This window comes from Paraburkholderia unamae, assembly GCF_003096875.1.
Lineage (GTDB): Bacteria > Pseudomonadota > Gammaproteobacteria > Burkholderiales > Burkholderiaceae > Paraburkholderia > Paraburkholderia unamae.
This window is the reverse complement of record NZ_QEOB01000002.1, coordinates 60,073-72,921: the sequence shown is the minus strand read 5'-3', so window position 1 is coordinate 72,921 and position 12,849 is coordinate 60,073. Positions and strand designations below refer to the sequence as shown.

At 64.6% G+C, this 12,849-nt stretch carries 13 protein-coding genes and 1 pseudogene; 8 read left to right on the top strand and 6 right to left on the bottom strand.

What is annotated here, in order from left to right; genetic code table 11:
- Nucleotides 1-29 precede the first annotated feature (29 nt).
- Nucleotides 30-1,667, bottom strand: coding sequence for a CHAD domain-containing protein (locus tag C7402_RS04235; RefSeq protein ID WP_116609725.1), 1,638 nt, complete (start codon nt 1,665-1,667; stop codon nt 30-32).
- A gap of 288 nt (nt 1,668-1,955) precedes the next feature.
- On the opposite strand from C7402_RS04235, the gene C7402_RS04230 reads away from it, so the two are divergent.
- The 3 genes from C7402_RS04230 (at nt 1,956) to C7402_RS04220 (ending at nt 3,997) form a co-directional block, all read left to right on the top strand.
- Complete coding sequence (locus tag C7402_RS04230) at nt 1,956-2,174, top strand: HP1242/YdcH family protein (RefSeq protein ID WP_112169705.1); 219 nt, start codon at nt 1,956-1,958, stop codon at nt 2,172-2,174.
- Between the two features lie 233 nt (nt 2,175-2,407).
- Nucleotides 2,408-3,499, top strand: coding sequence for a polyphosphate kinase 2 (gene ppk2, locus C7402_RS04225; RefSeq protein WP_116609724.1), 1,092 nt, complete (start codon nt 2,408-2,410; stop codon nt 3,497-3,499).
- A gap of 84 nt (nt 3,500-3,583) precedes the next feature.
- A complete protein-coding gene (locus tag C7402_RS04220) occupies nt 3,584-3,997 on the top strand; it encodes a potassium channel family protein (protein ID WP_116609723.1) in 414 nt (137 codons plus the stop codon).
- A gap of 79 nt (nt 3,998-4,076) precedes the next feature.
- Here C7402_RS04220 and C7402_RS04215 read toward each other — a convergent pair whose 3' ends face one another.
- A complete protein-coding gene (locus C7402_RS04215; protein WP_112169708.1) occupies nt 4,077-4,964 on the bottom strand; it encodes a LysR family transcriptional regulator in 888 nt (295 codons plus the stop codon).
- Nucleotides 4,965-5,154: 190 nt separating this feature from the next.
- Between C7402_RS04215 and C7402_RS04210 the strand changes: the two genes are divergently transcribed.
- Nucleotides 5,155-5,955: an EamA family transporter gene (locus tag C7402_RS04210; RefSeq protein ID WP_244314735.1), complete on the top strand. Its 801-nt coding sequence runs from the start codon at nt 5,155-5,157 to the stop codon at nt 5,953-5,955.
- Nucleotides 5,956-6,095: 140 nt separating this feature from the next.
- On the opposite strand, the gene C7402_RS04205 is transcribed toward C7402_RS04210, so the two are convergent.
- Entirely contained in the window at nt 6,096-7,889 is a 1,794-nt protein-coding gene (locus C7402_RS04205) for a B12-binding domain-containing radical SAM protein (protein WP_116609721.1), read from the bottom strand.
- Nucleotides 7,890-8,036: 147 nt separating this feature from the next.
- Here C7402_RS04205 and C7402_RS04200 point away from each other — a divergent pair.
- Nucleotides 8,037-8,284, top strand: a pseudogene (locus C7402_RS04200) (IS5/IS1182 family transposase); the annotation flags it as partial.
- A gap of 57 nt (nt 8,285-8,341) precedes the next feature.
- Here the strand turns inward: C7402_RS04200 and C7402_RS04195 are convergent.
- A complete protein-coding gene (locus tag C7402_RS04195) occupies nt 8,342-8,734 on the bottom strand; it encodes a hypothetical protein (RefSeq protein ID WP_116609720.1) in 393 nt (130 codons plus the stop codon).
- A gap of 204 nt (nt 8,735-8,938) precedes the next feature.
- Nucleotides 8,939-9,322, bottom strand: a complete 384-nt coding sequence (locus C7402_RS04190; RefSeq protein WP_116609719.1) for a tautomerase family protein — start codon at nt 9,320-9,322, stop codon at nt 8,939-8,941.
- 97 nt (nt 9,323-9,419) lie between these two features.
- On the opposite strand from C7402_RS04190, the gene C7402_RS04185 reads away from it, so the two are divergent.
- The 3 genes from C7402_RS04185 to C7402_RS04170 all read left to right on the top strand — a co-directional run bounded on the left by C7402_RS04185 (nt 9,420) and on the right by C7402_RS04170 (nt 12,037).
- On the top strand, nt 9,420-10,271 hold the full coding sequence (locus C7402_RS04185; protein ID WP_116609718.1) for a LysR family transcriptional regulator: 852 nt from the start codon (nt 9,420-9,422) through the stop codon (nt 10,269-10,271).
- 639 nt (nt 10,272-10,910) lie between these two features.
- Nucleotides 10,911-11,339, top strand: a complete 429-nt coding sequence (locus C7402_RS04175) for an MbcA/ParS/Xre antitoxin family protein (RefSeq protein WP_116609716.1) — start codon at nt 10,911-10,913, stop codon at nt 11,337-11,339.
- Nucleotides 11,336-12,037: an RES family NAD+ phosphorylase gene (locus C7402_RS04170; RefSeq protein ID WP_112169715.1), complete on the top strand. Its 702-nt coding sequence runs from the start codon at nt 11,336-11,338 to the stop codon at nt 12,035-12,037. Before C7402_RS04175 ends, C7402_RS04170 begins: the two co-directional genes overlap by 4 nt.
- Before the next feature lie 12 nt (nt 12,038-12,049).
- Here C7402_RS04170 and C7402_RS04165 read toward each other — a convergent pair whose 3' ends face one another.
- On the bottom strand, nt 12,050-12,790 hold the full coding sequence (locus tag C7402_RS04165; RefSeq protein WP_112169716.1) for a metallophosphoesterase: 741 nt from the start codon (nt 12,788-12,790) through the stop codon (nt 12,050-12,052).
- Nucleotides 12,791-12,849 lie beyond the last annotated feature (59 nt).

Genomic DNA, 12,849 nt, shown 5'->3' with positions numbered 1-12,849 from the left:
AAACCCGCCAGTGATTATAGAGATGCGCCTCACGCCCCGCGCGCCACCTTCGGCTCGCCCAGCTCGCGCAGCAGGCGCTCGCCCTCCTTCGCGGTATAGCGCTTGACGGCCTCGCACCAGCCCCGCGCAAAACCAAGCTGATAAGGCTCGGCGTCCATGCGTTCGAGGTAGCGCAGGGCCACGGCGGCATCGTTGCCGTCGCCCAGCACACTCTGGAGCCGCGCAAGCGTGCGCGCCACCTCCATGCGCGTGCGGCGCGACGTGAGCGCGGCGAAAAATTCGATCGTGTAGCGCAGATACTTCGCGTTGATGCGCGCGCGGTGACGGCTCGCCTCGTCGATGGCGGTGAGCTTTTGCGTGCCCGCCAGCTCCTCGTAATAGCGCCGCACGCGCCGCTTGGCGTGGCGGTGCAGCGAACGCCCGGCCGCGCCCGCGTCGCGTGCGCGGCGCGCCAGTTCGTCGAGCCATTGCAGCCACGCGAGCGCCACCCGCGCATAACGCGGCGAGGCCAGCGCCTCGCGCAGCCGTGCGCGGGCGGCAAGACGCTGGGCGTTCGCCTCGTCGCGAATCGCATCCCAGCGGCCGGGTTCGATATCGGCGGCCGCGAGCGCCGGAAGCGTGGACTCCACGAATACGTCACGGTCGCGCGCATCGCCCAGCAAGCCGCCGAGCCATTTGAGATCCGGCTCGATGCGCGTGGTCCAGGTGTCGTCGCGCCAGCGCGAGAAAATGCGCATTGCCGTGCGCAATCGCCGCTGCGCCACCCGCATCTGATGGATGAATTCGCCGTCGGCGCTGTCGCGCACGCCGCCGTCATTGCCGAACCACTGCGCGCTGATGTTGCGGCCGATCGCGACGAGCGCGGCCTCGGCCGTGACGGCGCCCGCGAGATCCACGGCTTGCGCCTTGACGGCCTCGGCGTCGCCGGTCACGCAGCCGGATGCGGCGCGCTCGAGCGCGTCGGTCAGGCGCACGAACGCGGGCACCGCTCCGACCAGTTCACCGGCGCAGGCGAAAAGCGCAGCGACGATCGGCGCATCGTCCTCGCCTTCGGGCCAGGGTGCGCTCAAGCGCAGTTCGTGCAGGTCGGGGGGCGACGCAACGGCGGCAGCGGTGTCGCCTTCGCCTTCGGTCTTCTGCGGCGGGCCCGACGCCTCGCGCACATATTCGTCGAAGGTGAGCTGCACCTCCACGCCCTCGCGCGGCCACTGCCAGCGGGTGCGCGTGAACACGAGCGTGGCCGACGGCTTGAGCTCGTCCGCGGCGCCCAGCGCCTCGCGAAACGGCTCGGGAGCGGCGTCGAACAGCGCATTGGCGATGCCGCTTGCGTCGAGCGGCGCCTCGAAGATCGGCGCGATGGCGCTCACCCCCGGCGTGTGCGCGCACCGGCTCGACACGACGACGCATTGCGCATCGTCGTGCGACTCCACCGCCACCCGCCAACCGGACCGCGCCAGGGTACCGGCGCGGTCGAAGGCCACCGTGGTCACGCGCTCGCGCACCTGCGCCAGCGCCACGAGCGAGGGCAAGGCGGCGCACAGGCCGGCGGCCAGCGCCGAAGGCGTCGAGTCGCCAGGCGCATCGGTCGCCGCGGCGGCTTCGGCGTACCTTTTATCCGGTGCTGCCGGGATCACGACATCCAGCACGACTTCGAGAACGCGATCCATGAACGCTCCAGGTTCTGTGATTGGGCGCGAAGGTTGAGAACGGTGCAAGCGGATGGGGAGCCAGCAACGGTGTCGCTGCGGGACCGATGGTACACGCGACCCGGCGCCGGCGCCCCAGGGAACGTCCCTGACCGGCCGCCGTCATTGCCCGGATCTCATTGGCGGAACCCCTGGCGTCGCCCCCGACTCAGCCGGCATCTGATGATGGTCAAGACTGCCATGACGAGACAGTGGAAAAATGATTACGTTTCAATTTCCCTCATTTTGCACATCTGTCAGGAGTATTGAGTGTTCCCAGAGTACAGAGATTTGATTTCGCGCCTCAAGATTCACGACGACCACTTCGCCCGCATCTTCCATCGCCATAACGAACTGGACCAGCAGATCAAGAACATGGAAGCCGGTGTCGTGGCTTCGCACGGCATGGAAATCGAGCAGCTCAAAAAAGAAAAGCTCCAGCTCAAGGACTCGCTGTACGTGATCCTGAGGAAAGCGGCAAACGCCTGAGCAAGGCAGCGTCCCGCGCCCAACCGACCGTGCGGCGGCACGCGTCGGCTGTGGCCGGGTTTGCCTTCGTGCCGCCCCGGCAGGTACACACGGCAACATTCCCTGCGTCGCATTGCCGCACACACGCCGTGACTTCCGCGCGATCGCCTCCCGCCGTCGCCTCCGTTTGCCGGACCCCGCCCTGCCGGCCCCGGCTTCACCCGCCGTTCCCTTCCTGCAAATACATCGAAACCATGCCTAAATACGCTCCCCAGCCCATCGAAAGCGACACCGGCCCTGCCACGCGGCCGCCGCTCGTCACGCCTCACAGCGCCGAGCTGCGCACCGTCGACAGCGCCGTCGAATCGGCGAGCCAGGCGATCGCCGGCGCCGTTCACGATCTGCTCACGCCTACGCACGCGCAGCAGAACCCGCCCGGCACACTGCTGGAGTCGATCGCAGCGTTGATGCAGGGTATGTCACCCGACGAAGCCGCCCAGTTGCGCAGCATGCTCCTCGAAGGCAACCCGGCCGACTGGCGCAATTCGCGCGCGCGCCACCCCGACGAGGAACTCGCGTCCGGATGGCGCGAAGGCGCGTACCCGTATCGCAACCTGATGTCGCGCCGCAACTACGAGCGCGAGAAGTACCGCTTGCAGGTGGAACTGCTCAAGCTCCAGGCCTGGGTACGGGAAAGCGGGCAGCGCGTGGTGATTCTCTTCGAGGGGCGCGACGCGGCCGGCAAGGGCGGCGCGATCAAGCGCTTCATGGAGCACCTGAACCCGCGCGGCGCGCGCGTGGTGGCGCTCGAAAAGCCCACCGAGCTGGAGCGCAGCCAGTGGTATTTCCAGCGCTATGTGCAACATCTGCCGTCGGCGGGCGAGATCGTGCTGTTCGATCGCTCCTGGTATAACCGCGCGGGTGTCGAGCATGTCATGGGGTTCTGCTCGACGGAGCAATATACGGATTTCATGCAGCAGGCGCCTGAATTCGAGCGTCAGTTGATTCGCAGCGGCATTCACCTCATCAAGTTCTGGTTTTCGGTGAGCCGGGCGGAACAACGCCGACGCTTCAAGGAGCGAAAGGTGCATCCGCTCAAGCAATGGAAGCTGAGCCCGGTCGATCTCGCGTCGCTCGACAAGTGGGACGAGTACACGCACGCGAAGGAAGCGATGTTTTCGCAAACCGATACGGCCGATGCACCCTGGACCGTTGTTCGCTCCGATTGCAAGAAGCGCGCACGGCTGAACGCCATGCGGTTCGTGCTGCACAAGTTGCCTTACGCGAGCCGGGAGACGGACGCTATTGGGGTGGTGGACCCGTTGCTGGTTAGCCGGGCCTTGTAAGCGGCGGCCGGCGAATGGCCGCCCTACCCGCTCGCCACGGCGGCGATAGCTAACGCAGCGTGAATCTCAAAGAACAGCGCGAGCATGAACGACATGACGTGGCGAAAAGGGCGTGGGTACATCCACGCCCGGGACGCGATAACCGCATACTTCCGGATTCTGTGGTACCTGCGCAGTATTCTGGCGGGCCTTCTCGTCGCCTTCTTCGCGCTGTCGATGGCAATGTATTACTTGGGCGGCGCCGTTCAAACCGGTACGCGCGCCCCTTCTTCGCCGGGCGAGGTGCTTTACTTTTGCGCCGTGACCGCGCTGACCATCGGGTACGGCGACATCGTCGCGACGACCGCAACCGGCCGGATTATCGCTGTATCTCTTGGGCTGCTCGGCGTGTTGATCACAGGCGTAACGACTGCCGTCGGCGTCTACGCCATACAGGAAGCCGCCCAACGGATCGGTCTGCCTTCGCACGAGAACCGCGCAACGGCCAGCAACGAATAAGCGAGCCAGGATAAACATCGCCTCGCCGTCGCGCCTCGTTGAAACGCAACACCCCAAACAGGGTTTCCCTCATCGGGCGCTAGTCTCCGGTTGTGGCGGCGTGCCCAGGCGCCAATGACTCAAGCAGAAATTGCTGCAACGTCGCCGTCGCGGCAGTCTGGTCTTCCCTGCGCGTATACAACCCAAAACTCGCGTCCGGCGGCACCGGCAGGCCAAATTCACCCGCGTTGAGCGCACGCATCGTGTCGCGCCGAATGGTCCAGTCGAGCAGGACTCCAATGCCCAGTCCCGCCTGCACTGCCGACTGGATGGCCGACAGGCTCGCGCTCGTACAGACCACCTTCCACTCAATCCCCGCATCGCGCAGGGACGCAAACAGCGCGTCCTGCCAGGGGCATTGGCCCGCGAACGCGACGATGGGAACTGGCCCATCGTCGAACGACACGACACCGGTGTTCGTCGCGGCCCAACGCAACGGATGCCGCCACGTCACATCCGGGCTCAAGTGAATGAGTGAGGGATCGCCGATCACAATATCGAGCTGCCCTTTGACAAGCGCCGTCCCCAAGGTTGCGCTGCCGTCGATCACGATCTCTAGCGCAACGTTCTCAAAGGATGTCGCGAACTGCTTTAGCGCATGCGGCAAATGTCCCACCGCGATGTCTTCGAGCATCCCCAATCTGACCGTGCCGGCAATCTCGCCGGTATTGAGCGCGGCCCGCGCGGCCAGGCCCGCGTTGAGCAGCGTGCAGGCATACGGCAGCAGCACATTGCCCGCCGCCGTGGGTTTTACGCCACGCGGCGAGCGTTGCAGCAGGCGCTGGCCGACATCCTCTTCCAGCCGACGCAACGCCATGCTGATGGCGGCCTGGGTTCGATGCAGCACGACAGCGGCATCGCTGATATTGCCAGTCTCAACCACGGTGACGAACGTGCGCAGGAGCGTACTGTCGAGATCGCGGGGCATAAATTTTCCTGATGCGGAGATAAAAAGTTCGAGCTTATGGGCTAGCAATCGGTCCCGTTACCATCGGGTGCAGATAAACCGACGAGTCTCTGCAATGCCCGACAAAGCGAGTATGACCCGGCCCACGGCAATGACGGGATTTTCTCCTCGGTGGCCAAGGGTCATTGCGCCGCTGTTCTGCGTGGTTTCGATGTCCAGCATCCAGTTGGGCGGCGCGCTATCCCGGCCGATCTCCGCCGAATACGGTACCGCCAGCACAACATGGTTACGCCTTTGCATCGCGGCCCTGCTGCTCGCCGTCGTCACCCGGCCGAAGTGGCGCACCTTCACGCGCGAGCACTGGCTCGCCGCTTTCGTGCTGGGAAGCGCGATGGCCGGCATGACGTTGTGCTATTTCGAATCGGTCAATCGCGTGCCGTTGGGCCTCGCCGTGGCGATTGGCTTCCTTGGCCCGCTTGCCGTCGCGACGGCGGGCGTGCGCCGGATCGGCATGCTCGCGTGGCCCTTGCTTGCCGCGCTGGGCGTGTGGCTACTCGCGCGCCATGACGGCGCGTGGGTCGTGGAAAGCCCGTGGATGCTGCTTTTTCCGGTGGGTACGGCGACATGCTGGGCCGCCTACATCGTGCTGATGAAGCATATCGGGCAACGATTCGAGGGGCTTGAAGGGCTCGCCACCTCGTTGATCGTCGCCGCTGCCGTAATGACGCCACTCGGGCTCGCCCAGACGCATGGGCGCATCTCCAGCGCACAAGTGCTGGATGCGGCATGGCTCGCCCTGCTTGTGCCCTTGTTGCCCTATGTGCTCGAACTCAGTGCGCTGCGTCGCATGACTTCGTCATCGTTTGGAATCCTGATGAGTGCGGAGCCCGCCATTGCAGCGGCGATAGGTTTCGTTGCACTCGCTCAGCCGCTCACTCTGCTCCAGTTCGTGGGCATTCTGTGCGTCGTGGGCGCGAGTGTCGGCTCTATCGTGCAAAACAAGCCGCGATGAGCGCTGGCGATATTTCAGAACACCCTGCTCGCGCGGCATCTGCCGCTATGCGCCGCTGAGCGAGTGACGGGGAGACATGACGCATGAAGCCGCAACTGATTTTGATTGCGGGCCATCCTGGGCATGGCCCTTTGGCGCCATCACGCGGCAGACGGGCCCGTTGACCGGATGGCAATACGCCGGTGGTGGACAGCCAGCGCCGCCTCGCCGCCGCTCGTGGCGTGAAAGAGTCCAAGCTGCTCGAACTCCTCTTCCTTCAACGGCGTGATGGCGATATCCGTGTAGGCGTAACGGTCCGGTGCCTTCATGACTGCCCTGAGGGTAGCCTCTGTCTTGAGGTAGAAGCGCAGATATTTTGTCATCTTGACAACGGTCTCACCCCAGTAGCGCGGATAGAAGCGAAGCCGCGATTCGACCGGCAGCCCCCAGCGACGGTCACGGCGTTGTTTCATTCGCAGGGCGCCCCCTTCGAGCGGATGCACACCCTCGTGTTCGATCATCAGTCTGAACCAGGCAATGGTGCGCATGATCGTCTTCGGCCGGCCGTTCGGGATCTGCGCTGCCCGCTTGACGATCGTGCGGATGTGGTCGTACGAGTAAAACGTGCTCCAGGCACACCGATACGCTTCTTCCCATTCGGCGTCCGACATTTTCGGGTGGTGCGTGACCCGGTGGTTGGTGTCGTATTTGTTGATGTCCGGGTCCATCCATTCCCCGTTCCTTACCATCGTCTGATGATCCTCGGAACCCGGGAGCGGGGTAAGCATGAAGAATTCGAGAATGTCGATCGGCAATTCACGCTTGATGATCTCGATGTCGCGCAGGATCGATTCTTTCGTGTCCGCCGGGAATCCGATGATGTAGCCAGCATAGGTAATCGCGCCGTGCGCGCGCCACTGTTGCAGCATGGCGCGGTATTCGGTGATCTTGTTCTGCCGCTTCTTGGCCGCGATCAGATTCTCGGGATTGATATTCTCAAGCCCGATGAACACGCGACGCACACCCGCGCGCGTTGCCTTCTCGATGAAGTTCGGAATCTTGTGACAGAGCGTGTCGACCTGGATCGTGAAGCCGCAGTGAATGCCTTCCTTCTCCCGAAGTTCGATGACGCGGTCGAGCAGGATTTCCCAGTCGTGGTTGCGGGCGAAATTATCGTCCGTGACGAAGAAACGGTCGATGCCCTGCTTTGCGTTCTCGCGGATGATCTTTTCCAGATCGTCGGGAGTGCGAAAGCGACTCTTATGCCCCTGCACGTTGATGATGGTACAAAACGAGCACTGATACGGGCAGCCACGACCGAGGTCAACCGAGGTATAGGTCCCCGCCGTTCTTTCAATATGCTTGCGCGGCAAGAAGGGCTGGGGCGCCCCTTCGAGCGTGGGTAAATCGTCCATGAAGTTATACAGGGGCTTCATTGCACCATTCCACGCGTCGAGAAGGATCTCGTCGAAACGCCGTTCCTCGGCCTCGCCAGCGAAGAGCGCCACCCCCATTGCCTGCGCTTGCGTAAGCTCAGCGGGCATCTCGGGCAGCATGGAGATGCAGCCAGAAACGTGGAAGCCACCAATCGCAACGGGCAAGCCTGCGGCACGGAACTGGCGGGCGAGGTCGAGGGCGCGCGGGTACTGGTTCGACTGGACACCGACCAGACCAATCATCGCTCTCCCGCCCTTTGCCTTCAGGTCGCGAATGATGCACTCCGGCCACACCCGCTGGTTGGTTTCATCGCATGTTTCGATCTCGATCTGGACGTCCGGGCCCAGCAGATTTCGCTTGCGCGCGTCATCAGCAAGCGCATACATACACGCCAGTGTATTGGAAGGCATGACCGAGCGGAGCCACTGGATCGGGTAGCCGTCGTCGTCGTAATGGGTCGGCTTGATGAGGACGAGAGAGAATCGGATACCGTCGGAAATCGAGTGGATCGTGTCCATGGCCTGCTCTGTAGTCCTGTCTGGAAGTCACAAAACCGTGAAGGTCGTCCGTCTTCCGAAGAGTGAAGAGGGATCGTGAACTGGCATGCAGTACAACAACGCGCATCCTACCTGTCTGGCCCTCTGCTGTGTTTACATTGGGATCTGGTTGGGGTTAACAGGGACGATGACACAGCGGGGTTGGTGGCGAGTTGCCGCGCCAATCGTGTGACGCCGTATGGGGCGCAGCACGACGGCCGTGGAGGGGGCTGGGCGATTGACGGTGGCAAGACATGCTGGTGCGGATTCGTCAAGCGATGTGTCGCGGCCGCGAACGGGTCGAGCAGTGGGTCCTTCCGACGCAAGCGGCATGCAACCTCGCGCGCATGCATACGCCTGCGGGCAGAGCGTCCTAAATGCACAGATCGGCGAGATGCCAGAGTTCGTCCGACAGCCAGAGGCGTTGAATGCCGCTATTGCCGGCTTGTCGCGCGGCGTTTGCGCACTAGCCAGATACGCCACGCTGAGTTCGATGCCCTCGTCGGCGAAGCGTGCCGCGGGCGCTGAAAAATGAACCGGCGGCGCAACCGATAGTAGACGAACGCGCGACACCGCACTTGCGGCACGCCGGCCGCGATCGCCCGTCCGGCGTCGCGCAGGAAGCTCAATTGCCCGTCGAACGCGTCTGCCGATGAGGACGCCGCAGAGCCGGCTTCGTACCCGACGACATTCGGCGCCGAACTCGCCTCTGTCCGACGGGCGATTTGCGCTTCGAGCGCGCTTGCAAAGTCGAGCATGGCAGGCGTCGCGCACTTGCTCACGACGGCTGCCAAGCCGGAGGGAAAAGCGTCCACGTCGAGTCTCACGGCGAGTTGGAGTCGCCTGATTCTGAGGCGTGCAAGACGTGTCGAGGTGCGCGTTTGACAAAAGGCGATGCGTGTTTGGAATGGATGCGAGTCCAACCGCCAAGTGCCAATCATGGCGAACGCGAACGTTCCATGTGGATCGATTGCAGTCCTTAGCGACAGCGCTTTATCCCTCTCGTCCTGGCGACGCCTGCCGAGGGTTGCTCACGTCGCGTACTGCGCCACCCCATTGCCGAACGACCAGTTCTCCCGCGCGACATCCACGAGATTGACGAACACGTCCTCGCGCCTCACCCCCGGATCGCGCGCGAGGTTGTCGGCAATCTGCGCAAACAGCGCCTTCTTCTGATCCTGTCCGCGCGTATTGCTCACGGCAATCTGGATCATTACCAGATCGTCGCTGCGCTCGATGCCCAGGTAATGCCGCCCGAACACAAAGTTATCGGCGTCGTGCTCGGTCACGATCATGAACTGATCGTCCTCGGGCGCCTTGAACACTTCCATCAACGCAAGGTGAACGCCTTGCATGAGCGCTTTGCGATAGGCAGCGGGCTTGCCTGTGCGAACCGCGATTCGGGTGAATGGCATGTCGTGCTCCTTCGGTGGGTTTGACATGACAGAAGACTAGGCGCGATCTATCATAATGAAAAGACATCGATAGATATTTCATCTATTTTCAATTGAAATGAAACCACTCGATCTCGATGCCGTGCGCGCCTTCGTGCTCGTCGCGGAACTGCGCAGCTTCACGCGCGCCGCCGACGCCCTCGACACCACGCAATCGGCCGTGAGCCTCAAGCTCAAGCGCCTCGAAGCGCATCTGGGCAAGCAGTTGCTCGAACGCACGCCGCGCGTGGTGCGGCTCTCGCCCGACGGCCTCACGTTCCTCGCCGCCGCGCGCGACCTGCTCGGCGCCCACGAACGGGCGCTCGAATCCCTCTCGGGCAACGAGCGCCGCCTCGCGCTGGGCCTGAGCGAGCACGTCGCCGATGCGAACCTCGCCCGTCAGCTCGCCCAGTTGCGTATTCACGATCCGGGGCTCGTGGTCGAGCTCCATCTGGGACTCTCGGCGCAATTGCTCGCGCAGTTCGACGAGCGGCGGCTCGACGCGGTCATCGTGCGTCAGGAGGAAGAGGAAGCGCCGCGTGGCGACGCGAAGCGGCTCTTTGCGGAGCCGCTCGTCTGGCTCGCCGCGCCGCAATGGCAGTGGCAGCCCGGCACGGCGCTGCCGCTCGCGCTGCTCGCCGCGCCCTGCGCCGTGCGCTCGGCGGCGATCCGCGCGCTGGACGCCGCAGGCGTCGCGTGGACCGAGGTGTTCGTGGGCGGCGGCGTAGCCGCCGTGGGCGCGGCGCTGGCAGCGGGTCTTGCGGTTTCGCCGCTGGCGCGCCGGGTCGCGCCGCGCGAGCTGATCGACGTCGGCGCGCGGCTCGGCTTGCCGGCGCTACCGGCCTCGCACGTCATGCTCCATACGCGGGTGCGCGAGCCGAGAACCGCGGCAACGCTGCAATTGCTGGCCTCGGGACTCGGGGCGGGCTGAGCGAGCGCAAGCGCCACCGGGAGGCGCCCAGGCCAGGCGGCCGATCAGCTCAGGATCGGCGGCAAATCGTGCGGCTGGGGTATCGCGCGCGGCACGCGCGGCGGCGGCGCATCCACCACGAGCTTGTGGCGAGGCGCAGGACGCACGGCGGCGGGTTTTGGCGCGGGGCGCTTCTGCGTGGCGCCCCGGGTCGCGGCCGGCTCATGCGGTCGCGCCGCCGTGTGAGCCTCGTCGTGCGTATGCCGTTGCGCCCCCGCATGCCCCGCTGCGTGCCGGGACTTCGTCTTTGGCGCGGCATGCGCACCCTTCGCGTGACCGGCGTGCTCCTGCACATGCGACTGCGCAAGCCCGCGCGAGCCATGCGCGCCACGCGATTTGCCCGCATGGCCGGCCTGAGAACCCTGAGAACCGTGAGTGCCACGCGAACCATGAGAGCCCTGAGCGGGCTGTCCCTCCGACCACGCCGGCATTGAAAACATCATCGCCGCGACCATCCATACGCCTGCCCGCACTCCGTCTCCTCCTCGAATGCCGTCTTTGTCCGGAAATGTTCCGGCGAGGATTATACCGAGTCAAAACTTGCAATAATCCACATATGGACTAATATCTACTAAAAGTTCAAATCAGGACTCGACCACCATGCCACATGCCGCAGCTTCCACCTCGCCGGCGCGACGACCCGGCGCCGAGCCTTCGTTGACCGAGATGTCGGCGGCGGGCCTGAGGGCCTTCTTCCGGATTGCGGGCGACTGGGACCTGAGCGTCGAGGAGCAAATCGTGCTGCTCGGTTCTCCCGGCCGATCCACCTTCTTCAAGTGGAAGCAAGCACCGCAAAGCGCCCGCCTCGGCCGCGACACCCTGGAGCGGCTTTCGCTCCTCCTCGGCATTTACAAGGCGCTGCAAATCCTCCTGCCGCAACCCGCCGCCGCCGACACCTGGATCAAGCGTCCCAACAGCGCCCCGCCGTTCGGCGGCCGGCGCGCGCTGGACCGCATGCTGGCCGGCAACGTCAGCGACCTCGTGGCCGTGCGCCAGTATCTCGACGCAATGCGAGGCGGCTGGGCGTGACGCAAACACACTGGCAAGACCGCTGGCGCAGCGCGCAACTCACCTGGTCACCCGCATTTCGCGTGATCCCCACCCGTTTTCCGGCCGTGAACCTGTTCGACCGCGTGGCGTCGGCGGACGACTTCGATGCGCTTTACGCGCTTGAGGCGCTGACCAACGACCGTCTGCGCACGGAAACCGGCGACCTCGACCTCGTGCCGCGCGAAGAGCGCCGCTTCGGTCCGGGCTATGGGCCGATCATGGCCGCGTTCACGCATTTGAATCCGCAGGGCAGCCGCTTCTCCGATGGCACCTACGGCGTGTTTTATTGCGCGCGCTCGCGCACCACGGCCGTGGCGGAAACGCGCTATCACTCGGCGCTCTTTCTCGCGGCCACCAGCGAGCCGCCTATCCGCCAGCAAATGCGGCTCTATACGGTGATCGCGCACGGCGAGGTGATCGACCTGCGCGACGACCCCGCGCTCGATCCCGGCGTGCTCTCGCCCGACGACTACACCGCAGGCCAGGTGCTGGGACGCGCGGCGCGCGTTGCGCGCGCGCCAGGCATTGCCTATCCGTCCGTGCGCGACGATGGCGGCGAATGTCTCGCCGCGCTCAGCACGACGCTGCTGCGCGCGTGCCATCACGCGGCGTATCTGGAATACAACTGGAACGGGCACACCATCGACATGGTGTTCGAGTTGAATCGCATCGTGTAGATGCGAGCGGCTTCAGGGCAGAACGATCGCCGCCGCGCCATGCGCCAGCGCTTCGACCGTCGAAGCCGACCACACGCGCGACGTGAGCGCCTCGACAATAGTCAGGCGTCCTTCAGTAATGAACGCGCCCGTGTCGATGAACACCTGCGAGCCGATCTGGCGCACTTCGCGCACGGGCGTGTGCCCGCAGAACGTGAGCGAGAGTGCGAAATGCGGCGGCTCGCCCGCGCCGAGCACGAGATCGCGCCCCCATAACAGACGCTCGCGCACGTCCGGTTCGAACTGGCCGCTGTCGAGTGCGGCGTCGTCGCCGAAAAATTCCGCGTGGATGATATTGAAGCGCTTGGGGCCCTCGCCCACCACGCGCACGAGCGGCAGTTGGCGCAGCCGTTGCGCATAACGCACGAGCACGTCGTCGGGCACGCTCTGCGCCCAGCCGCCGCCAATGCCATACCAGCGGTGGCGCGGCATGCGCCCTTCGGCGACGGCGCAAAGCGCGTCTTCGTGATTGCCGAGCACGGCATGGAACCACGGCTTGTCGAGGAGCGCGAGCGCCTGCTCGCACTGTTCGCGGTCGCCGCGATCGACGAGATCGCCCACCGAAAACAGCCGGTCGTGCGCGGTGTCGAAGTCGACCTCGCGCAGCAAGTAGCGCAAGGCCTCCACACAACCATGCAAATCGCCTACAACAAAATCGCGACCTGCAAGGTTGGCGGCGTGGTGCTGCACGAGGGCGTCGGATGTGTGCGTCATTACGTCATCATAGCGCTGTGTGAATGGGCCGTATGCGCGCCAAACATCGTATCGAATGC

Coding starts and splice junctions, on each gene's coding strand:
- C7402_RS04235 (WP_116609725.1), bottom strand. CDS start 1,667: ATGGATCGCGTTCTCGAAGTCGTGCTGGATGTCGTGATCCCGGCAGCA.
- ppk2 (WP_116609724.1), top strand. CDS start 2,408: ATGCCTAAATACGCTCCCCAGCCCATCGAAAGCGACACCGGCCCTGCC.
- C7402_RS04220 (WP_116609723.1), top strand. CDS start 3,584: ATGAACGACATGACGTGGCGAAAAGGGCGTGGGTACATCCACGCCCGG.
- C7402_RS04215 (WP_112169708.1), bottom strand. CDS start 4,964: ATGCCCCGCGATCTCGACAGTACGCTCCTGCGCACGTTCGTCACCGTG.
- C7402_RS04210 (WP_244314735.1), top strand. CDS start 5,155: ATGTCCAGCATCCAGTTGGGCGGCGCGCTATCCCGGCCGATCTCCGCC.
- C7402_RS04205 (WP_116609721.1), bottom strand. CDS start 7,889: ATGGACACGATCCACTCGATTTCCGACGGTATCCGATTCTCTCTCGTC.
- C7402_RS04190 (WP_116609719.1), bottom strand. CDS start 9,322: ATGCCATTCACCCGAATCGCGGTTCGCACAGGCAAGCCCGCTGCCTAT.
- C7402_RS04185 (WP_116609718.1), top strand. CDS start 9,420: ATGAAACCACTCGATCTCGATGCCGTGCGCGCCTTCGTGCTCGTCGCG.
- C7402_RS04175 (WP_116609716.1), top strand. CDS start 10,911: ATGCCACATGCCGCAGCTTCCACCTCGCCGGCGCGACGACCCGGCGCC.
- C7402_RS04165 (WP_112169716.1), bottom strand. CDS start 12,790: ATGACGCACACATCCGACGCCCTCGTGCAGCACCACGCCGCCAACCTT.